Here is a 20,600-nt window from a genome sequence, read left to right as displayed (position 1 = left end):
GCGGAAGGGCGCCGCACCCCGCGGGGTACGACGCCCTTCCGGTCCGTCGGTGCGGCCTCAGCCCAGCTTGCTGATGTCGCGGACGGCGCCCTTGTCGGCGGAGGTGGCCATCGCCGCGTACGCCTTCAGGGCCTGGCTGACCTGGCGCTGACGGTTCTTCGGCCGGTAGCCGCCCTCGGCCTCCAGCGTGAGCCGGCGCTCGTGGAGCTCCTCGAAGGAGACCTCCAGGTTGATCTTCCGGCCGGGGATGTCGATGGCGATGATGTCGCCGTCCTCGACCAGGGCGATGGTGCCGCCGGACGCGGCCTCCGGGGAGGCGTGGCCGATCGACAGGCCGGAGGTGCCGCCGGAGAAGCGGCCGTCGGTGATCAGTGCGCAGGCCTTGCCGAGGCCGCGGCCCTTGAGGAAGGAGGTCGGGTAGAGCATCTCCTGCATGCCGGGGCCGCCCTTGGGGCCCTCGTAGCGGATGACGACGACGTCGCCCTCCTTGATCCGCTTGGCGAGGATCGCCTCGACGGCGTCCTCCTGCGACTCGACGACGACGGCCGGGCCGCTGAAGGTCCAGATCGACTCGTCGACGCCGGCCGTCTTCACGATGCAGCCGTCCTCGGCGAGGTTGCCGTACAGCACGGCGAGGCCGCCCTCGACGGAGTAGGCGTGCTCGACGCTGCGGATGCAGCCCCCGGCGGCGTCGGTGTCCAGGGACTCCCAGCGCTCGGACTGCGCGAAGGCCTCGGAGGTGCGCTTGCAGCCGGGGGCGGCGTGCCACAGCTCGACGGCCTCGGCGGAGGGCGAGCCGCCGCGGACGTCCCAGGTCTTCAGCCACTCGGCGAGCGAGTCGGAGTGCACGGTGTGCACGTCCTCGTTGAGCAGGCCGCCGCGGTACAGCTCGCCCAGGATGGCGGGGATGCCGCCGGCCCGGTGCACGTCCTCCATGTAGTACGAGCCGTTCGGCGCGACCTTGGAGAGGCAGGGCACCTTGCGGGAGATCGCGTCGATGGCCCGCATGTCGAAGTCGAGCTCGGCCTCCTGGGCGGCGGCCAGCAGGTGCAGGATCGTGTTGGTGGAGCCGCCCATCGCGATGTCCAGGGCCATGGCGTTCTCGAACGCGGCCCGGGTGGCGATGTTGCGCGGCAGCACGGACTCGTCGTCCTGGTGGTAGTGCCGCTTCGTGATCTCGACGACCGTCCGGCCGGCCCGCTCGTAGAGGTCGCGGCGGGCGGTGTGGGTGGCCAGCACGGAGCCGTTGCCGGGAAGCGAGAGGCCGATCGCCTCGGTGAGGCAGTTCATCGAGTTGGCGGTGAACATGCCCGAGCACGACCCGCAGGTCGGACAGGCGTTCTCCTCGATGATCGCGATGTCCTCGTCGGAGACGTTCTCGTTGACCGCCTGGGAGATCGCGTCGACCAGGTCCAGCTTGCGGACGGTGCCGTCGACCAGGGTGGCCTTGCCGGCCTCCATCGGGCCGCCGGAGACGAAGACCGTCGGGATGTCGAGGCGCAGCGCGGCCATCAGCATGCCGGGGGTGATCTTGTCGCAGTTGGAGATGCAGATCAGGGCGTCCGCGCAGTGCGCGTTGACCATGTACTCGACCGAGTCGGCGATCAGGTCGCGCGAGGGCAGCGAGTAGAGCATGCCGCCGTGGCCCATCGCGATGCCGTCGTCGACGGCGATGGTGTTGAACTCGCGCGGGATGCCGCCGGCCTCCTTGATCGCCTCGGAGACGATCCGGCCGACCGGCTGCAGGTGGGTGTGGCCCGGCACGAACTCGGTGAAGGAGTTGGCGACCGCGATGATCGGCTTGCCGAAGTCCTCCCGGGCTACGCCGGCGGCCCGGAGAAGGGCGCGGGCGCCCGCCATGTTGCGGCCGTGGGTGACGGTACGGGACCTCAGCTCGGGCATGCGCTCCACTCCTTCGGGGCCTGCGGGCGGCCGCTGCGCTGGTGGAAGAGGGTGCAGGACCGCTGTCCTACCGAGGTTACGCCCCCCGGTCCGGGCGGTGGACGCGCTGTCCGCGATGCGGTCAGCGCGTCCACGGGTCAGGCCGCCGTCCGGGCCACGAAGAGGTCGAGCACGTACGGCTCGTTCAGCACGCCGTCGGGGTGGGCGGCCAGCAGGGTGTCCCGTTCGGCGGCCAGCACCGGCGCCCGCTGCTCGGCCGGCAGCACCGCGACGTAGGAGCGCGACTCCAGGTCGGCCAGGTGGCTCTCCACCGTCACCCGCCGGGCCCAGTGCAGCCGGGCGGTCTCCACCCGCAGGCCGTGGGCGGCCAGCGGTCCGGCGAGGTCCTGCGGCGTGGAGCGGTAGGCGTGGTACGAGGACAGCGCCCGGCCGAGCCGCTGCTGCTGGTCGGCGATCCAGCCCTCGGTCTCGTCCTTGACGTTCCACCAGAGCGCGAGCGCGCCGCCGGGGCGCAGCACCCGCACGGCCTCGGGCACCGAGCGCTCCGGGTCCGTCCAGTGGAAGGCCTGGGCGTAGGTGACCAGGTCGGCGGAGTCGTCGTGGCAGGGCAGGTCGTCGCCGACGCCCTTCGCCACCGGGATCTCCGGCGACACCGCCCGCAGCCGGGCCGCCATGCCGCCGCTGGGCTCCACGGCGAGCACCCGGGCGCCGCGGGCGGCGAGCAGCCGGGTGGCGATGCCCGTCCCGGCGCCGACGTCGACCACGTCGGCCCCGGCGAGCGGGCGCCCGGTGAGGCGCTCCAGCTCGTCGAAGAGCTCGGCCGGGTAGGTGGGCCGCGCCGCGTCGTACTGCGCCGCGACCGGCCCGAACGAGAGTGCGTGGGCCTGCTGCTGAAGGTCTGTCATGTCCTGCCTCCCTCGGTACCGGGACAGGCTAACCCCGGCGCGCCCGGGCGGGGGTGGCGAGGTGCAGCCGGGTGAAGGCGAGCGCCTCGGCGAGGTCGGCCTCCCGCTCTGCGGCGGAGGCGGAGCGCCGGGTGTTGACCTCCAGCACCACGTGCCCGTCGAAGCCGCTGCGGGCCAGCCGCTCCAGCAGCGCCGCGCAGGGCTGCTTGCCGCGGCCCGGGATGAGGTGCTCGTCCTTGCCGGAGCCCGAGCCGTCGGCGAGGTGGATGTGGGCGAGCCGGTCCCCCATCCGGTCGGCCATCTCCAGGGCGTCGATCCGGGAGGTCGCCGCGTGCGAGAGGTCGACGGTGAAGTGCCGGTAGTCCTCCTCGGTGACGTCCCAGCCCGGCGCGTAGGCCAGCATCTCGCGGTCCTTGTACCGCCACGGGTACATGTTCTCCACCGCGAAGCGGACGTCCGTCTCGCCGGCCATCCGGCCGATCCCGGCGACGAACTCCCGGGCGTACTGCCGCTGCCAGCGGAACGGCGGGTGGACAACGACGGTGTCCGCGCCGAGCCGCTCGGCGGCGGCGCGGGCGCGGACCAGCTTGGTCCACGGGTCGGTGGTCCACACCCGCTGGGTGATCAGCAGGCAGGGGGCGTGCACGGCGAGGATCGGCATCGCGTGGGCGTCGGAGAGCCGGCGCAGCGCCTCGACGTCCTGGCTGACCGGGTCGTTCCAGACCATGACCTCGACGCCGTCGTAGCCGAGCCGGGCGGCGAGTTCGAAGGCGGTCTCGGTGGTCGACGGGTACACCGAGGCGGTGGAGAGCGCGACCTTGGTGTCCGGGACGTGCACCGCGGGGTGCGGCGGCAGCACCAGCCGGTCGGTGGTGCGCAGCAGGGGCGCGCGCTGCGGCTCCTTGCGGCGGGCCTCCTTGACCGCGCGGGCCACCTTGGCGACGGCGGCGGTGCGGGCCGCGGTGGCGGTCTGCACGGACTTCGCGGAGCGGGCGGTGCGGGTCGCGGCGCCCTTGGCCGTCCGCGAGGCGGCGCCCTTGGCGGTGCGGGAGGCTGCGGCGGCCCGCTCGCCGAGCGTGCCCGCCCGGTCGTCGCTGGGGCGCCGCGGCGGGGTGCCGGCCGCGGCCCGGCGCGGCCCGGAGGCCCGCCGCGCGCCGTCCTCGGCCGCGCGGCCGGCCGGCGATGCGTCGTCGTCCGGTGCTTCCGCCACGGGACACAGGGTATGCGGCGGCGAGGACGAATGGGGCAGAGCTGGAGGAAGCGTGGGCCACGTCTCACCCGGCGGGCGGCCCGCGGCGGGCCGTCAGGGGGTGAGTGCGGGCCTCCGGTCGGCCGGGGTGTCGAGGGCATCGAGGCGGCGCAGGATGATGCCCTCGCGCAGCGCCCAGGGGCAGATGTCCAGTTCGTCGAGGCCGAAGAGGTCCATCGCCGCGTCGGCGACGAGCGCCCCGGCGAGCAGCTGCCGGGCGCGGCCCTCGGAGACGCCGGGGATGCGGGCCCGCTCGGCGACGGTCATGGTGGCGAGCCGCGGCAGCCAGGCGGAGAGGCCGCTGCGGGTGAGCCGCCGGGGCACCCGCGGACCGGCGTCGGTGGGGGCGGCACCGGCCATCCGGGCCAGTTGCTTGAAGGTCTTGGAGGTCGCGACGGCGTGGTCGGGGGCGTTCTGTCTGGTGAACTCGCCGACCACGTTCGCGATCTCGGCGCGGATGTGGCGGCGCAGCTCGCGGACGTCCGCCGGGTCGGCGACGTCGCCGGGCAGCCGGGCGGTGAGCCGGCCGGCGCCGAGCGGCAGCGAGGCCGCGATGTCGGGCTGCTCGTCGAGGCCGCAGGCGATCTCCAGGGAGCCGCCGCCGATGTCGAGGTTGAGCAGCCGGCCGGAGGACCAGCCGAACCAGCGGCGGACGGCCAGGAAGGTCAGCCGGGCCTCGTCCTGGCCGGAGAGCACCCGCAGCTCGATGCCGGTCTCGTCGGTGACGCGCCGCAGCACGGCCTCGCCGTTGGCGGCCTCGCGGACGGCCGAGGTGGCGAACGGCAGTATCTCGACGACGCCCTTGTCCTCGGCGACGGCGATCGAGGACGCCACCATCGAGACCAGTCGGTCGACGCCGATCGGGGTGATCGCGCCGTCCTCGTCGAGCAGCTCGGCCAACCGGAGTTCGGCCTTGTGCGAGTAAGCCGGGAGGGGGGCAGCACCGGGGTGCGCGTCCACCACGAGGAAGTGGACGGTGTTGGAACCCACGTCGAGAACACCGAGTCGCATAGCGGAACACGCTACGCGATGCCGGCCGCCCACCTGCCGGGATCCCCCGTGCCGGTCTCCGAGGCCGCCGGCGGAGGCCTCCGTCACCGGCCGGGTGCGGTCACAGCAGCCCGTGCCAGAGCTGCTCGACGATCACCGCCCACCAGTTCTCCGGGTCGGTGAACACCGTGCGGTCGACGGCGGCCAGGGCCCACTGCAGCTCGGCGACGGCGGGGCCGGCGGCGTAGGGGTGCAGGCCGCGCAGCGCCGGGAGGCGTTCGGCGAGCAGCGCCAGGCAGCGGGCGAAGGCGGTCACGTCGGCGTTGCACCAGCGGGCGGCGGCGGTGTGCGGGTCGACCGCCCGGACGCGGCCCTGCAGGGTGTCGACGGTGATCAGCGCCCAGCCGTCGGTGCCCAGCACCACCTGCCCGAGCAGTGCCTGCCGGGCGTCGGCGGTGGCCCGGGTGCCTCCGCCGAGGGCGGCGAGGCGGGCGGCGAGGCGGGCGGCGGCGTCGGGCAGCACCGCGTCGGTGGCGCTGCCGTCGTGGACGCCGTCCTGCTCCGGGTGGTGCAGGGCGAAGAAGCCCTCGACCGCGACGGGCAGGCCGACCTCCAGCAGCGGCCGGGCGACCGCCTCCGGCAGGTCGGCGTGCTCGACCGCCCCGGCGTCGAACCGGCGGACGCCCTGCGGTCCGAACCGGGCCGCGAGGCGCTCCGCCAGCGCCCGGCCGCCCTCCGGCTGGGCCGGCGGCACGGAACGCGGGAACGGCACCCGGTTGGGCCGCACGCCCTCCTGCGGCGGCACCGCCCGGACGGCCTCTGCTCGCCCGTCGAACCAGGGCCCGTACGCCAGGTCGTGGGTGGGCCGGACGTGCGGCAGGGCGGCGGCCAGGGCGTGCCCGGCGTAGCCGCCGGGCAGCGCGGCGAGCCGCAGGTCGGTGTGCAGGCCGAGGACGTCCTCGGCGGGGACGCCCTGCTCGCGGAGGCGTTCGGCGGCGCGCAGCGCCGGGTGCGGCAGGCCGGTGGCGGAGTGCACCACGAGGGTCTGCACCTCGCCGAGGGCGTCCCGGTAGCGGAGCGCGGCCCGGGCGCCGGGACCGGTGGCGGGCGGCAGCGCCGGGTCGTAGTCGCCGGCGCCGAGGAAGTCCCGGTACATCCGGACGACGTCCGGCACCGGCACGGAGGGCCAGACGGTGAGCGCGCCGGTGAGCCGGTCGACGACCGCGCAGGCGGCGCCGATCTCCTCCGGGGCGCGCCGGACGGCCGTGAACGGGTTGACGTGGACGGGCGCCGGTTCGGGCCACACCACCCAGCCGTGCTCGAACTCGTGGCTGTGCACCGGGCGGGCGCCCTCCGCGGGGAGCGCGCCGTTGATCCAGCGGTGGGCGGCCTCCAGGGCCTGCTCGCGGGTGGTCATCGGCGGGCGCTCCCGGCGGCGGTGCGGTGGATATGGAGCCGGGACCGCGGCGGGGCGGGCTCGGCGGGGCGGGCGGGTTCGGCGGCCGGTTCCGGGGCGGGCTCCGCGGGGGCCGCGGCGACGGGCGCCGCCCCGGGCCCGGCGGGGTCCTCTGCCGTCGCGGCTCCGGCGTCCGCCTTCACGGCGGCCGGCGGCACGATGTCCAGCGGCCGGCACTCGGCGTCCAGGGCGATCGCCCAGAGGCCGTGCTCGGCGTCGTACAGCGGCTCGCGGCCGCTGCGGCCGGTCTGGTGGTCCAGCCAGGTGAGCCGCTCGCCGTGGTTGACCACGTTCCAGACGTGCGGACGCCGGAACCCGTCCAGGGTGAGCAGCACCGCCTGCGCGCCGGGGCCCGAGCGCAGCAGCGTCTCGGCGACCCGGGCGAGGGCGCCCTCGCCGGCGCCGGTGTCGTGGAACTCCCGGCCGAGTTCGCGCTCCGCGCGGTCGCGGCCGCCGTACTCGCCGGCCGGGCCGTCGGGCAGCCGGGGGGCGGAGCAGACCGGCAGGCCGGAGAAGGTGTCGACCGAGGAGAGCGCGACGTCGACGGTGTTGTTGGCGCGGCCGGGCTCGCGCGGGCCGCCGCCGTTGAGCGCCTCCGTCCAGCCGCCGGCCGGGTCGGGGTGCAGCTCGGGCGTGCCGTCGGGGCGGCGCGGCACCAGCCGCTCGACCTCGGCCTGGTGCGCCGGGTCGACCGGGCCGAGCCCGCCGGGCAGGCCGTAGGGGCGGCCGTCGGCGATGCCGCGGACGGGAACGGGGACGGCGGGCGCCTCCTGCCCGGACCGCCCGGCGCGGGCGGCCAGGTAGGCGGCGGCGACCTGCCCGGGGTGCAGCACCGGGACGACGGTCGGACCGGTGTGCTGCTCCAGGCCGAGGAGCTCGGGACGGCGGCGGAGGTCGCCGCTCTCGCCGGGCCGGAACGGCAGCGGGGCCGTGCCGCCCGCACCGGGAGTCCCGGTGCCCGGGGCGCCGGCGGCGGGCCCGCCGGCCGGGGTGCGCGGCACCGCGCCGGGCGTGCCGACGACCGCGCCGACCACACCGGACGAGCCGCCCTGCGCGCCGGGCTGCCCCGCCGCACCGGGTCCTGCGGCACCGGGGGCCGCCGTGCCGGGGGCACCGGGTGCGCCCGCACCGGGGGCGCCGGCGGCCGGAGTGCCGGCGGCGCCGGGGGCTGCGGCCGCACCGCCCGCCGCACCGCCCACCGGGCCGGCGACCGGCGGCGCCGGCGTGCTCGCGACCGGACCCGCCCCGGCGGCGGGGCCGCCGCCGACCGGGCCGAGCGGGAAACCGGAGCCGGCCGCGGGGCTGGCCGGCGCGGCGGGGACGGCGAAGTCGCCGCCGTGCCGGCCGCCGGTCGGCACCTCGGCGGGCGGCCCGTAGGTCTGCGGGGACGGCGGGGCGACCGCCACCGAGTCGGTGTGCACCGAGATCGGGCCGGGCCGCGGCCCGGCGGGCGGCAGGTCGTAGCCGTCCGGCTCGTAGGCCGGCGCCGCCGGTGCCTGGTGGCCTCCGGAGGGGCCGGCCCATCCGCCGGACGGGCCGCCGCCGCCGGACGCGGCACGGTGGCCGCCGCCGTCGGCGAGCGGGGTCTGGACGGCCTGCTGCGGGGCGGCGGTCACCTGGACGCCCGCGGCGGGGGCGGCCTGCAGGTCCACGTCCAGGACCGGTGCGGTCCGGCCGGGGCCGCTCCTCGTCGTTCCCGCCGGGCCGTCGGCCGACCGGTCGCCGAGGCCGCCGAGGCCGCCGAGGCCGTCGGGGTCACCGGTGGTGCCGGGGGCGCCGTGCCGGCCCGGTCCGGTGCCGAGGTCGGCGGCGGCCACCGGGAGGCCGTCCGCGCCGAGCCTGACGCCGTCGGGGCCGACGGCCGCGTCCACCAGCGGGCGGCCGTCCCGGCCCACCCCGGCGACCAGCGGCCTGCCGTCCGGGTCGGTGAGCAGCTTGCCGTCCTTGCCGACCGCGAGGCCGGCGGCCGGGTTGCCCTCCGCGTCCACCATGACCGGGCGGCCGTGCTCGTCGAGGACGGGCCTGCCGTCCTTGCCGACGGCCAGCGAGAGGCCAGTGTCGCCGACCGCGCCGTCGGCGCCGACCGTCAGCGGCTTGCCCTGGGCGTCGGTGAGCGGCTTGCCGTCGGCGCCGAGCGCGAGGCCGGCCACCGGGGCGCCCGCGGCGTCCAGCAGTACGGGCCTGCCGTCGTCGCCGAGCACCGGCTTGCCGTCCGCACCGACCTGCACGCTGACGCCGTCCACGGCGGGCACCCGCTTGCCGTCCGCACCGACCAGCACCGGGCGGCCCTGCGCGTCGGTGGCGACCGTGCCGTCCGGGTTGAGCGCGGCGGAGACCCCGCGGACACCGGCGACCGCGGTGGCCCCGCCGACGGCGGTGCCGAGCAGTTCGCCGGTGATCCCCCCGCCGGAGCGGGCGGCGCTGAGGGTGCGGAACTGTCCGTGCTTCCCGGCGCCGTCGGCCTGCGCCATCCGCTCCAGGGCGGTGACGGCGGGCTCCTTGAGGGCCGCCTGCAGGCGGTCCTTCATCTCCCGGCCGAGCTCCGCGAGCAGCGCACCGACCTTGATCTTCGCGGTCTCGACCGCGATCGCCTCGCCGGCCTCGGCGGCGACGCCCTTCACCGTGCCGACGACCTGCCCGACCAGACCGGAGACCCCCTCCGCCTGCGCGGCCTTCACCTGCGCGGCGGCCGCGGCCTCCGCCTTGTCGGCCTGCGCGATCTCCTCGGCGAGGTCGGTGAGGACGGCGACCAGCTGCGCCTTGCAGTCGTCGACGGCCGCGGCGGCCTTGTCGAAGGCCCCGGCCAGCGACTCGGCGGCGCCGTGCGCGTCGTCGAGGTGGCCGCGGCCGCCGCCGCTGAAGCCGCGCCAGTGGTCGGCGAACGCCTCGACGGCCGGGCCGGAGTTCTCGCCGGTGACGCGCTCGGCGGCCGAGCCGCCGCGCCGGCCGAGCCGTTCGGCCTCGGCACCGAACTCGCGCCACAGGCCGGCCGCGCGGCGCAGCGCGTCCTCGTCGGCCTCCGGCCAGTGGCGGCCGAGCCGGGCCATGACCGGGGCCAGCTCCTCGGGCAGGTTCCTGGGCATGTGGTCCCCCTTCGGTGGTGCGGCTTGACGGTCCGTCGACTCAGAGCGCGGTGGGCGCCGCGCCGGTTCCCGGGTCGATCGCCCGGAAGGCGTCGCGGTTGCCCTGCTCGTTCTGCTCCGCGTTGTCGGCCATGGTGTGCAGGCCCGTCCCGATGCCGCCGAGCCGGTCGGCCAGGCCCTGCAGCCCGGCCAGCACGCCCTCCCGGGCGCCCTCGTACGCCTCGCCGAACCCCTGGCCCGGCTCGTCCCGTCCCCAGGGGGTGCCGAGTGCGGCCAGTCCGTTCTCCAGGTCGAGCGCCGCCCGCGCGAAGTCGTTCGAAACCGTCTCGAACTCCCGCCCCTCGCCGTGCAGTTCCCAAGGCTTCAACAGAACCCTGTCGGCCATCCCCGTCCCCCGTCGTCGCGTCGCGTCCCCGTACGCAGCGGTCTGCAGCCCGCCATCCTAGGCCCCGCGGGCGGGACGGCCCGTGCCGCGGTGAGCCTCTTCACCCTGCCTTCACGACCCGGCGGACGGGTGCGCACGGCCGGTGCCCGGCCCGTGCGGGACGGGTGCGGGGCGGGTGCGCCGCCGGTGTGCGGCACCGGCGCCGCCGGGAAACGGCACCCGAGGCCATACCCTTGCAGCGTGGCAGCAGCAGACACCGCACAGCACAAGAAGCCGAAGAAGAACGGCACGAAGCCGGCCTCGACGGTGGTCGACCTCGCGATGCCGACCGTGCGTCCCGAGGTCCCGCTGGACTTCGCCCGCGCCTGGGCCGAGTTCACCGACCCGGCCGACGAGGAGCAGGTGTTCCGCTGCGACCTCACCTGGCTCACCTCCAGCTGGGGCTGCATCTTCGGCCGGGGCTGCCACGGCATCGAGGAGGGTCGCGGCGCCTCCGACGGCTGCTGCACCCTCGGCGCCCACTACTCGGACGAGGACGACGAGCAGCGGGTCGCCGGCCACGCCGCCCGGCTCACGCCCGAGATGTGGGAGAACCACCCGCACGGCACCGACGCCAAGGGCCGGATCCGCCTCGACGGCGGCATCACCATGCTCGACGAGGACGGCGACCGGCAGACCCGGCGGATCGACGGCGCCTGCCTCTTCCGCAACAGCCCGGACTTCCCCGGCGGGGCGGGCTGCGCGCTGCACATCCTGGCGCTGGAGGAGGGCCGCGAGCCCCTGGAGACCAAGCCGGACGTCTGCTGGCAGCTGCCCGTCCGCCGCACCTACGACTGGATCGACCGGCCCGACGACACCCGCTACCTGCAGGTGAGCATCGGCGAGTACGACCGCCGCGGGTGGGGGCCGGGCGGCCACGACCTGCACTGGTGGTGCACCGGCAGCCCGGAGGCGCACAACGCCCCGGACCCGGTGTACGTCAGCTACCGCGCCGAGCTCACCGAACTGATGGGGCCCGAGGCGTACGCCGTCCTGGCCTCCCTCTGCGAGCAGCGGATCGCCACCGAGGGCCACAAGAAGCTCGCCCCGCACCCCGCGGACAGCTAGCCCTGCGACCGGGCACACTGCTACTTGTCGATGTCGCCGACGACGAAGAACATCGAGCCGAGGATGGCCACCATGTCGGCGACCAGGGTGCCCGGCAGCAGTTCGGTGAGGGCCTGGATGTTGTTGTACGAGGCGGAGCGGAGCTTGAGCCGCCACGGCGTCTTGTCGCCGCGGGACACCAGGTAGTAGCCGTTGATGCCGAGCGGGTTCTCGGTCCAGGCGTAGGTGGTGCCCTCCGGGGCCTTGAGGACCTTGGGCAGCCGCAGGTTGACCGGGCCCGGGGCGAGCCCGGCGAGCCGGTCGAGGCAGGCCTCGGCGAGGTCGAGCGAGTTGGCGGTCTGCTCCAGCAGGCACTCGAAGCGGGCCAGGCAGTCGCCCTCCTCCCGCACGACGACCGTCAGCAGGTCGGCGAGCTCCCCGTACGCGAGGTAGGGCTCGTCGCGGCGGAGGTCGAAGTCGACCCCGCTGGCCCGGGCGATCGGCCCGCTCACGCCGTAGGCGTGGACCTGCTCGCGGGTGAGGACGCCGACCCCGGCCGTCCGGCCGCGGAAGATCTCGTTGCCGAGGACGAGGTCCTCGTACACCGGGAGCTGCTTGCGCACGGCGGCGACGGCCTGCCGGACGCGGCCGAGCCAGCCGGCCGGGAGGTCCTCCTTGAGACCGCCGACCCGGTTGAACATGTAGTGCATGCGCCCGCCGGAGGCCTCCTCCAGGACGTGCTGGAGCTCCTCGCGGCCGTGGAAGGCGTGGAAGATCGGGGTGATGCCGCCCAGCTCCAGCGGGTAGGAGCCGAGGAACATCAGGTGGTTGAGCACCCGGTTGAGCTCGGCGAGCAGGGTGCGGATCCACACCGCCCGCTCGGGCACCTCCATGCCGAGCATCCGCTCGACGGCGAGGACGACGCCGAGTTCGTTGGAGAAGGCGGAGAGCCAGTCGTGCCGGTTCGCCAGCATGATGATCTGCCGGTAGTCACGGGCCTCGAAGAGCTTCTCGGCGCCGCGGTGCATGTAGCCGATGACCGGCTCCGCGGTGACGATCCGCTCGCCGTCCAGCACCAGCTTCAGCCGCAGCACGCCGTGCGTGGACGGGTGCTGCGGGCCGATGTTGAGCACCATGTCGCTGGTGCCCAGCTCGCCCGTGAGCTGCTGCGCACCCGCGCCGATGCCGACCGTGGTCTCCCTCATGGCTACAGAGTCTGCCACCCCGCGGGTGCGGGGAGTCCCTCCAGGCTCCGCGGTACCGGCATGCGGACGGCCTGGGCCAGCCAGCCGAAGCCGCCCAGCCCGGCGGGGTCGGTCAGCTCGGCGGCCTCGCCGGCCCCGCCGAGGGCCCGCAGGTAGCCGGCCGGGTCGGTGGAGGCGAGGGCGAGCGGGGGCCGTCCGCCGTGCACGCCGAGGGCGTGCAGCGCGGCCCGCTGCGTCGTCCACAGGCTGTGGACGACGGGGGCGGCCGCCGAGGCGACCGAGTCCAGGGCGACGTGCGCGGTGACGTCGCAGCCGCCGTCGGGGACGGGCCGGACCTCGCGGCCGCCGCGGAAGCCGGCGAGGGTGCCGAAGGGCGGCCGGTCGGCGGCGGTGTGGGCGTAGTCGACGGCGACGGCGAGGCCGCGGTCCAGGGCGGCGACGGCCGCGGCCCAGGCCTCGTCGCGGGTGCGGCCGAGTTCGATCCGCTCGCCGTCCGGCCACCAGCGGGCGGCCCAGGCGGCGTCGGCCGCCGCGAGCGGGCCGCCGGGCCGTTCCTCGCCGTCGGGGCCGACCTCGACGTAGTGCAGCGCGCCGTCCTCGTCGGGTCCGGCGATGTCGAGCGGCACGTTGTCGAGCCACTCGTTGGCGAAGAGCAGTCCGGTCAGCCCGGTCGGCAGGGTGTCCGTCCACAGCACGGACGGGGGCAGGCCGGCCGGGCGGGCGGCGAGCTCGACGGCGTACGGGCGGACCCGGGCGGCGAGCTCCGGGTCGAGGGCGGCGAGCACGCCGGTCAGGAGCTCGCCGCGGCCGGCGCCCACGTCGACCAGGTCGAGCCGCTCGGGGCGGCCGAGCGCCTCGTCGGTCTCGGCGAGCAGCCGGGCGACCGCTCCGGCGAACAGCGGCGAGGCGTGCACGGAGGTGCGGAAGTGCCCGGCCGGCCCCTCCGGTCCCCGGTAGAAGCCGTCCGCGCCGTACAGCGCCTCTTCCATGGCGGGCCGCCACCGCTTCCAGGTCACGTGGGTCGACGCTACCGGTCGGCGGGGGTGTCCCGGCGGGGTCCGTCTCCACCCTGCGGCGGATGGCGGATCGCTCTCGCGGCGGACCTGGGGGTGCCGTGCGACTGCCTAGGCTTGGAGCGTGCATCGACTCAACGCCTGGCTCCGCCGTCACCCGATGGTGGTCGACTCCGCCTGGGCGCTGGTGGTCCTCCTGCTCGGCGCGCTCTCCGACTTCTCGGAGTCGGACCTGCAGCTCTACGGCGGTCTGTTCTTCTCGCTGGCGATCGCCGCGCTGATGGTGGTCCGGCGCCGGTACCCGGACCTGGCCGTGGCCGGGGGCACCGCGCTCGGGCTGGGCCAGCTCGTGCTGGACGTCACCCCGGGCGCCTCGTCCATCGGCTACCTGGTGTTCGCGTACACCGGGGCGGCCTTCGGCTCGCGGTGGGCGTCCCGGCTGGTGCTCGCGGTGGGTCTGGTGGCCGGTCCGCTGACGCTGTGGCGGTTCGACAACAGCGGCGACCCGCTGCCGGACGACCCGTCCCCGCCGCCGGGGCCGAGCACCTGGCAGCTGGTGTTCGTGGCGGTGCTGATGTCGACGCCGTTCGTGCTCTGCTGGGCGTGGGGCCGGCTGACCCGGGTCCGCGGGGCCTACCTGGTCGAGCTGGAGGACCGGGCGGCCCGGCTGGAGCGCGAGCGGGACGCCCAGGCGAAGGTGGCGGTGGCCGCCGAGCGCGCCCGGATCGCGCGGGAGCTGCACGACGTGGTCGCGCACAACGTCTCCGTGATGATCGTTCAGGCCGACGGGGCCGCCTACGTGCTGGACAACTCACCGCAACAGGCGAAGGAGGCCCTCGGCACGATCGCCGCGACCGGCCGCCAGGCGCTGGTCGAGATGCGCCGGCTGCTCGGCGTGCTGCGGACCTCGGAGACGGCCGAGGAGTACGTCCCGCAGCCCGGCGTGGAGGAGCTGCCGGAGCTGCTGGAGCAGGTGCGCACGGCCGGCCTGCCGGTGGACTTCGCCACCTCGGGCGAGCCGCGGGAGCTGCCGCGCGGCCTGGAGCTGACGGTGTACCGGATCGTCCAGGAGGCGCTGACCAACGTGCGCAAGCACGGCGGTCCGGGCGCCCGGGCCCGGGTGGCGGTGGACTTCGGCGACCGCGACCTGGAGGTGCTGGTCGAGGACGACGGCCGCGGCAGCACCGCGGAGCAGATCGACGGTGGTGGCGACGGGCCCGGCCATGGTCTGATCGGCATGCGCGAGCGGGTCGGCATGGTGAGCGGCAGCCTCGACGTCGGCCCGCGGCCGGGCGGCGGCTTCCGGATCCGGGCCGTCCTCCCCCTCAAGACCGCCGGCTGAGGCCGGGGCACGACCGCTCAGGTGAAGGAGAACCGACCGTGACCATCCGCGTGATGCTCGTGGACGACCAGGAGCTGCTGCGTACGGGCTTCCGGATGGTCCTGCAGTCGCAGGGCGACATCGAGATCGCCGCCGAGGCGGGCGACGGCGCGCAGGCGCTGGAGCTGCTCGCCGGGACGCAGGTCGACGTGGTGCTGATGGACGTCCGCATGCCCCGGCTGGACGGCGTCCAGGCCACCCGGCGGATCTGCCTGGACGACTCCGGCACGCCGCTGCCGGGGGCGCCCCACGTGCTCATCCTGACCACCTTCGACCTGGACGAGTACGCCTTCGCCGCGCTGAAGGCCGGCGCGAGCGGCTTCCTGCTCAAGGACGTGCCGCCGACCGAGCTGGTCGCGGCGATCCGCGCGGTGCACGGCGGCGACGCGGTGGTCGCGCCGACCACCACCCGGCGCATGATCGACCGCTTCGCCCAGGTGCTGCCGACGCCGTCGACGGCGCCCGGATCGCCGGTGCTGGAGCCGCTCACCGACCGCGAGCGGGAGGTGTTCCTGCTGGTGGCCCAGGGCCTGTCGAACAGCGAGATCGCCGCCCGGCTGACCCTGTCGGAGGCCACCGTGAAGACCCACGTCGGCCGGATCCTGGCCAAACTGGGCCTGCGCGACCGCGTCCAGGCCGTGGTGCTGGCCTACGAGAACGGCCTGGTCCGAGCGGGGGCCGCGGACTGACCGGGGGCCACCCGCCCCCGGACGGACGCCCCCGGACGGACGTCCCCGGTCAGAGCCGCCGCAGGCCCCGGATGACCTCGCGGAGCAGGCGGACGTCCGGCCGGCCGGCCTCGGCGGCGCTCTGGCCGACCCGAACGAGCCCGGCCTGGACGAGGTCGCCGAGCAGCACCCGCAGGGCGCCGATCGGCAGGTCGGCGTCGGCGGCGAGTTCGGCCAGCGGGCAGGCCCGGGCCCTGATCCGGTCCAGCAGGGCGCTGCGGGCGTGGTCCAGGTGGGCGGCGGGCTCGGCGTCCGGCACCGCCGAGACCGCGGCCAGCAGGTCGTAGCGCTCGCCCTCGGCGGAGCGGGTGCGCCCGCCCGTCAGGGTGAACGGCCGGACCATCGGGCCGGCCTCGTCGTCGTACCAGTGCCCGCTCATGTGGCCGCCCGTCCGGCGGCCGCCGGGTCTGAGTCGGCCCGGATCGGGGTGGAGAGGTGGCGGCCGACCCGGCGGACGAGCATCTGCATCTCGTAGGCGATCTGGCCGACGTCGGCCTGCGGCCCGCAGAGCACGGCCAGGCAACTGCCCTCGCCGGCCGGCGAGACGAAGAGGAAGGCGTCCTCCAGCATCACCATGGTCTGCCGGACGCCGCCCGCCTCGAAGCGGCTGCCGACGCCGCGGGCGAGGCTGTGGAAGCCGGAGCAGACGGCGGCGAGGTGGTCGGCGTCCTCGGTGCTCAGCCCGGTGGAGGCGGCGGTGGGCAGGCCGTCGGAGGAGAGCAGCACGGCCTGGCGGACGTGCTCGGTGCTGTCGACCAGGTCCTCCAGCAGCCAGTCCAGGCCGCCGCCGGCCTGTTCGGTGGTGTCGGTCGCGCTCATCGTTCGTCCTCCGGATGGTGCGGGGTGCGGGTGCCGCGGCCGCGGTCCAGCCCGCGCTGGAACGCGCCGAAGACGGCGCCCATCTGCTCGGCCGAGATCTCGGGCGACCCGGCGGGGGTGTCGGTGGGGGTGTCGGTGGGCGTGTCGGCCGCGGGCGGCGGTGTCTGCGGCCCCGGCGCCGGGAGCGCCCGGCGGGTCCGGGTCGGCAGGGCGCGCCGCATCGGCAGCACCGCGGCGGCGGGCGCGTCGGCGACCGGGTCGGGCTCGGACTCGGCCGGCGCCTCGGGCACCGGTACCGGTCGCGGCTCCGGCGCGGGCGCCTCGGCGAGGACGGCCTTCGGCAGCAGTACCACGGCGGTGGTGCCGCCGTACGGCGAGCGGCGCAGGGCCACCTCGATGCCGTGGCGCCGGGCGAGCCGGCCGGTGACGAAGAGGCCGAGCCGCTCGGTGCGGGTGGGGTCGAACTCCTGCTGTTCGGCGAGGGTGCGGTTGGCGGCGGCGAGTTCGTCCTCGTCCATGCCGAGGCCGCGGTCGTCGATCTCCAGCACGCAGCCGTGGGCGGCCTCGCCGGCCCGCATGGTGACCTGGGTGTGCGGGGGCGAGAAGGCGGTGGCGTTCTCGATGAGTTCGGCGACCAGGTGGGCGAGGTCGGCGACGGCCGCGCCGGAGACGAAGACCTGCGGCATCGGCGGGACGACCACCCGCTCGTACTCCTCGACGGCGCCGACCGCCGAGCCGACCACCTCGACCAGCGGGACGGGCTTGCGCCAGCGCCGGCCGGGGGCGGCGCCGGAGAGGATGATCAGGCCCTCGGCGTGGCGGCGCATCCGGGTGGCGAGGTGGTCGACCCGGAAGAGGTCGGCGAGCTCGTCGGGGTCGGTGGCGCGGCGTTCCATGGCGTCCAGCTGCTTGAGCTGGCGGTGGATCAGGGCCTGGCTGCGGCGGGCGATGTTGACGAAGACGCCGGAGATGCCGGCCCGCAGGCGGGCCTGTTCGACGGCGGCCTCGACGGCGGCCCGGCGGGCGTGGTTGAGGGCGCGGCCGAGGTCGCCGATCTCGTCGTCGTTCTCGCCCGGGGCGAAGGCGAGCCGCGGGGCTGCCCGCTCCACGTCGACGGTCTCGCCGGCGGCCAGGCGGCGGACGACGTCCGGCAGCTGGCGGTTGGCCAGCCGGTCGGCGGCGACCCGCAGCCGGGTCAGGCGGCGGGTGATCCGGCGGCCGGTGCGCACCGAGTACCAGACGGAGAACACCACGGCGAGCAGGCCGGCGCCGCCGGCCAGGCCGGCCTTCAGCAGCTGGTCGCCGGCGTAGGCGCGGCCGCGGGCGGCGGAGTTGAGGGCGGCCTCCTTGCACAGCTCCATGTAGCGGTGGACGACCGGGTCCATGGTGGTGCGCCAGCCGTTGCGGTCGACGGCGCGGCCGGCGGCGTCGGCGCCGGCGTCCAGGACGCCGTCCTCGGCGGCGGTCAGCGCGGTGTAGCGCGGGTCGGCGGCGAAGGTGTCGAAGCCGGCCCGGGAGTCCGCGGGCAGCGCGGCGACGTAGGTGCGCTGGAAGACCCGCCGGTCCTCGACGACGGCGGCGAAGGCGCGGAACTGGGCGGGGGTGAAGGACCCGGCGGCCCGGGCGCCGGAGCCGAGGGCGTCCTCGCGGGAGACGAACTCGCGCACCCGGACGAGTTCCACGACCACCTGGGCCTCGCGGGCGAGCCGGCCGGCCTGCAGGGCGGTGAGCGCGGACTCGACGGCGAACGAGGGCTCGATGGCGGCGGTGTACCGCTCGACCGCGGCGTCCCAGCCGAGGGAGCGGGTGATGACCGCCTGGCGGAGCGGGGCGAGGCCGTCGGAGGCGGTGGTCATCGCGGTGAGGGTGTCCCGCTGCTCGGCGGTGAGCTCGTCCTGCCGGTCGGGGTCCTCGGCGGCCGCCCGCATCGCGCGGATCTTCTCGTCGGTGGCCCGCTCCTGCGCGGTGTAGGCGGCGAGCGCGGCCGCGTCGCCGCCGGAGCCCAGGTACTCGGCGGCCAGCCGGCGCTCGATCTGGATCTGGCCGACGGCGGTGTCCACCGGGCTGCCGAAGTACTGGTAGGCGTCCTTGAGGCGGACGAGGGCGCGCAGGTCGCCGGTCATCGAGACCATGGCGAAGGTCCACAGACCGACCAGGGCGACGACGGGGATCAGCACCAGCGCGATGATGCGGGTGCGGATGGTGCGGGGTCTGTGCGGACGGGCAAGGCCGAGGCGTCTGGGCATGGTCTCCCTCGTGTCCCGGGGCTCGGACTGCGCCAAGTTACCCGGCCGTAGCGTTCGGGTCGCCGGGAGCGTTGTGAAGCTTCCGTGGAGATCCGGCGGCCCGGCCCCGCGCGGAGGGGGCGCACCGGCGGCCCCGTACGATGGAGCGGTACGTCTGGTACCTGCACAGGACTGGAACGGGAAGCAATGACGAGGGCCGAGCGGTGAGCGCGTCCGACAATGCCCCGGCCCTCGGGCCGGTCGACCCCTACGGCGATCCGCTGGACCCGGAGAACCGGCCCGCCCGGCTCGCCGTCGGCGTGGTCGGCACCGGCCGGGTCGGCCCGGCGCTCGGCGCCGCCCTGCAGCTGGCCGGCCACAGGGTGGTCGCCGCCTCCGGAGTGTCCGCGGCCTCCCGGCGCCGCGCCGAGAACCTGCTGCCCGGCGTCCGGCTGGTGACCCCGCCGCAGGTGCTGGCCGCCGCCGACCTGGTGCTGCTGACGGTGCCCGACGACGCCCTCGCCGACCTCGCCGCCGGACTCGCCGCGACCGGGGCGATCCGCCCGGGCCAGATCGTGGTGCACACCTCCGGCGCGCACGGCGTGGCGGTGCTGGAGCCCGCCGCCCGGGCGGGCGCGCTGCCGCTGGCGCTGCACCCGGCGATGACCTTCACCGGCACCTCGGTGGACCTGGCCCGGCTGGCCGGCTGCCCGTTCGGGGTCACCGCCCCCGACGAGCTGCGGCCGGTCGCCGAGGCCCTGGTCGTGGAGATGGGCGGCGAGCCCGAGTGGGTGCCCGAGGAGGTCCGCCCGCTCTACCACACGGCCCTCGCGCACGGCGCGAACCACCTGGTCACCCTGGTCGCGCAGGCGATGGAGCTGCTGCGCGGCGCCGGGGTGGCCGAGCCCGGGCAGCTGCTCGGCCCGCTGCTCGGCGCGGCCCTGGACAACGCGCTGCGCTCCGGCGACGCCGCGCTGACCGGCCCGGTCGCCCGCGGCGACGCCGGGACGCTCCGCCGGCACCTGCAGCAGCTGCGGACGGTGTCCCCGGACATCGGGCAGGCGTACCGTGCGATGGCCCGGGCCACCGCACAGCGGGCGGTCCGCGGCGGATCGCTCAAGGAAGAGGCGGCGGCTGCGCTGCTGGACGTACTCGACGAGGAGACCCCCTGATGGCACGCGGCAAGCAGCCGGCGAAGGCGAAGGCCCCCCGCACCACCGCGCTCACCCGCACGGTGGAGGAGTTCGAGGCCGCGTTCTGGCCCGACGACCAGCCGGTGGACAACGCCGTGGTGATGACCATGGGAGCGCTGCACGCCGGCCACGCCGCGCTGATCCGTGCGGCCCGCCGCCAGGTCGGCCGGGACGGCCGGGTGGCCGTGACGGTCTTCGTCAACCCGCTGCAGTTCGGCGCCGGCGAGGACCTGGACCGCTACCCGCGCACCCTGGACGACGACCTGGAGGTCGCCCGCGAGGCCGGCGCCGACGTGGTCTTCGCCCCGACCGTCGAGGAGATGTACCCCAACGGCGAGCCGCTCGTCCGGCTGTCCGCCGGGCCGATGGGCGAGGGCTTCGAGGGCGCGTCCCGCCCCGGCCACTTCGACGGCATGCTGACCGTCGTCGCGAAGCTGCTGCACATCACCGACCCGGACTTCGCCCTCTTCGGCGAGAAGGACGCGCAGCAGCTGGCGATCGTCCGCCGGATGGTCGCGGACCTGGACTTCGACGTGGAGATCGTCGGCGTCCCGACCGTCCGCGAGGAGGACGGGCTGGCGCTCTCCTCCCGCAACCGCTTCCTCTCCGACACCGAGCGCTCCCGGGCGCTCGCGCTGTCCCGGGCGCTGTTCGCCGGCCGCGACGCGGGCGCGCAGGGCGCCAAGGCGGTCCGCGAGGCCGCCGCGGCCGTCCTCGACGGCGCGGACGGCGTCACCCCCGACTACCTCGCCCTGATCGACCCGAACTCCTTCACCGAGGTGCCGGACGACTTCACCGGCGAGGCCCTGCTGGCCGTGGCCGCCACGGTGGGCCCCGCCCGCCTGATCGACAACGTCGGCGTCATCGTCCGGTAGCGCACCATCCCGTTCCAGCCCGTTCCAGCCCGTTCCACCCCCGTACGACCCCCCGTAGGCATGCACTCTCCCCCGGCCCGGCCGGGGGTCCCACCAGGAGGCGTG

Annotated in this window: 17 protein-coding genes; 5 read left to right on the top strand and 12 right to left on the bottom strand. The window is 76.1% G+C overall.

Going from position 1 to position 20,600, the window contains the following annotated elements:
* Positions 1 to 57: 57 nt before the first annotated feature.
* From ilvD to IE98_RS44455, 7 genes are all read right to left on the bottom strand, one after another.
* The gene (ilvD, locus tag IE98_RS0110835) at positions 58 to 1,902 is read right to left on the bottom strand and encodes a dihydroxy-acid dehydratase (RefSeq protein WP_030267830.1); all 1,845 of its coding nucleotides are present in this window, start codon (positions 1,900 to 1,902) and stop codon (positions 58 to 60) included.
* A gap of 137 nt (positions 1,903 to 2,039) precedes the next feature.
* On the bottom strand, positions 2,040 to 2,807 hold the full coding sequence (locus IE98_RS0110830; RefSeq protein ID WP_030267829.1) for a class I SAM-dependent methyltransferase: 768 nt from the start codon (positions 2,805 to 2,807) through the stop codon (positions 2,040 to 2,042).
* A gap of 28 nt (positions 2,808 to 2,835) precedes the next feature.
* Positions 2,836 to 3,663, bottom strand: a complete 828-nt coding sequence (locus IE98_RS0110825) for a sugar phosphate isomerase/epimerase family protein (protein WP_043173934.1) — start codon at positions 3,661 to 3,663, stop codon at positions 2,836 to 2,838.
* Between the two features lie 447 nt (positions 3,664 to 4,110).
* A complete protein-coding gene (locus IE98_RS0110815; RefSeq protein WP_030267827.1) occupies positions 4,111 to 5,067 on the bottom strand; it encodes a Ppx/GppA phosphatase family protein in 957 nt (318 codons plus the stop codon).
* 100 nt (positions 5,068 to 5,167) lie between these two features.
* Positions 5,168 to 6,463 (bottom strand): SUKH-4 family immunity protein, encoded by a 1,296-nt coding sequence (locus tag IE98_RS0110810; RefSeq protein ID WP_030267826.1) that lies wholly within the window; start codon positions 6,461 to 6,463, stop codon positions 5,168 to 5,170.
* Positions 6,460 to 9,585, bottom strand: coding sequence for a toxin glutamine deamidase domain-containing protein (locus tag IE98_RS51905; RefSeq protein ID WP_030267825.1), 3,126 nt, complete (start codon positions 9,583 to 9,585; stop codon positions 6,460 to 6,462). Before IE98_RS51905 ends, IE98_RS0110810 begins: the two co-directional genes overlap by 4 nt.
* A 40-nt stretch (positions 9,586 to 9,625) precedes the next feature.
* A complete protein-coding gene (locus IE98_RS44455) occupies positions 9,626 to 9,970 on the bottom strand; it encodes a WXG100 family type VII secretion target (protein ID WP_052390388.1) in 345 nt (114 codons plus the stop codon).
* Between the two features lie 321 nt (positions 9,971 to 10,291).
* Here IE98_RS44455 and IE98_RS0110795 point away from each other — a divergent pair, with 321 nt between their 5' ends.
* Positions 10,292 to 11,077 carry a hypothetical protein gene (locus tag IE98_RS0110795; RefSeq protein WP_030267823.1) on the top strand — a complete coding sequence of 262 codons (786 nt, stop codon included), beginning with the start codon at positions 10,292 to 10,294 and terminating at the stop codon, positions 11,075 to 11,077.
* A gap of 20 nt (positions 11,078 to 11,097) precedes the next feature.
* Here the strand turns inward: IE98_RS0110795 and IE98_RS0110790 are convergent, their stop codons facing one another.
* Complete coding sequence (locus IE98_RS0110790; protein ID WP_030267822.1) at positions 11,098 to 12,261, bottom strand: NADH-quinone oxidoreductase subunit D; 1,164 nt, start codon at positions 12,259 to 12,261, stop codon at positions 11,098 to 11,100.
* 2 nt (positions 12,262 to 12,263) lie between these two features.
* The gene (locus tag IE98_RS0110785) at positions 12,264 to 13,277 is read right to left on the bottom strand and encodes an SAM-dependent methyltransferase (RefSeq protein WP_030267821.1); all 1,014 of its coding nucleotides are present in this window, start codon (positions 13,275 to 13,277) and stop codon (positions 12,264 to 12,266) included.
* Positions 13,278 to 13,398: 121 nt separating this feature from the next.
* On the opposite strand from IE98_RS0110785, the gene IE98_RS0110780 reads away from it, so the two are divergent.
* Together IE98_RS0110780 and IE98_RS0110775 are read left to right on the top strand one after the other, a co-directional pair.
* Positions 13,399 to 14,616 carry a sensor histidine kinase gene (locus IE98_RS0110780; RefSeq protein WP_030267820.1) on the top strand — a complete coding sequence of 406 codons (1,218 nt, stop codon included), beginning with the start codon at positions 13,399 to 13,401 and terminating at the stop codon, positions 14,614 to 14,616.
* A gap of 38 nt (positions 14,617 to 14,654) precedes the next feature.
* The gene (locus IE98_RS0110775; protein WP_030267818.1) at positions 14,655 to 15,344 is read left to right on the top strand and encodes a response regulator; all 690 of its coding nucleotides are present in this window, start codon (positions 14,655 to 14,657) and stop codon (positions 15,342 to 15,344) included.
* A 49-nt stretch (positions 15,345 to 15,393) separates the two neighbouring features.
* Here IE98_RS0110775 and IE98_RS0110770 read toward each other — a convergent pair whose 3' ends face one another.
* Genes IE98_RS0110770 through IE98_RS0110760 form a run of 3 tightly spaced genes read right to left on the bottom strand, consistent with a single transcriptional unit; the run spans position 15,394 to position 18,448 of the window.
* Entirely contained in the window at positions 15,394 to 15,762 is a 369-nt protein-coding gene (locus tag IE98_RS0110770; RefSeq protein ID WP_030267817.1) for a DUF742 domain-containing protein, read from the bottom strand.
* Positions 15,759 to 16,202 carry a roadblock/LC7 domain-containing protein gene (locus tag IE98_RS0110765; RefSeq protein ID WP_030267816.1) on the bottom strand — a complete coding sequence of 148 codons (444 nt, stop codon included), beginning with the start codon at positions 16,200 to 16,202 and terminating at the stop codon, positions 15,759 to 15,761. The genes IE98_RS0110770 and IE98_RS0110765 overlap by 4 nt, the downstream gene beginning before the upstream one ends.
* Positions 16,199 to 18,448 carry an ATP-binding protein gene (locus tag IE98_RS0110760; RefSeq protein ID WP_063748901.1) on the bottom strand — a complete coding sequence of 750 codons (2,250 nt, stop codon included), beginning with the start codon at positions 18,446 to 18,448 and terminating at the stop codon, positions 16,199 to 16,201. Before IE98_RS0110760 ends, IE98_RS0110765 begins: the two co-directional genes overlap by 4 nt.
* A gap of 203 nt (positions 18,449 to 18,651) precedes the next feature.
* Between IE98_RS0110760 and IE98_RS0110755 the strand changes: the two genes are divergently transcribed.
* Positions 18,652 to 19,599: a Rossmann-like and DUF2520 domain-containing protein gene (locus tag IE98_RS0110755; protein WP_234443491.1), complete on the top strand. Its 948-nt coding sequence runs from the start codon at positions 18,652 to 18,654 to the stop codon at positions 19,597 to 19,599.
* Complete coding sequence (panC, locus tag IE98_RS0110750; RefSeq protein WP_030267812.1) at positions 19,599 to 20,495, top strand: pantoate--beta-alanine ligase; 897 nt, start codon at positions 19,599 to 19,601, stop codon at positions 20,493 to 20,495. Before IE98_RS0110755 ends, panC begins: the two co-directional genes overlap by 1 nt.
* Positions 20,496 to 20,600: the final 105 nt, after the last annotated feature.

This window comes from Streptomyces sp. NRRL B-24484 (genome assembly GCF_000717715.1).
Classification (GTDB): domain Bacteria; phylum Actinomycetota; class Actinomycetes; order Streptomycetales; family Streptomycetaceae; genus Kitasatospora.
The sequence above is the reverse complement of the archived record's forward strand: the minus strand, read 5'-3'. Positions and strand labels throughout refer to the sequence as shown.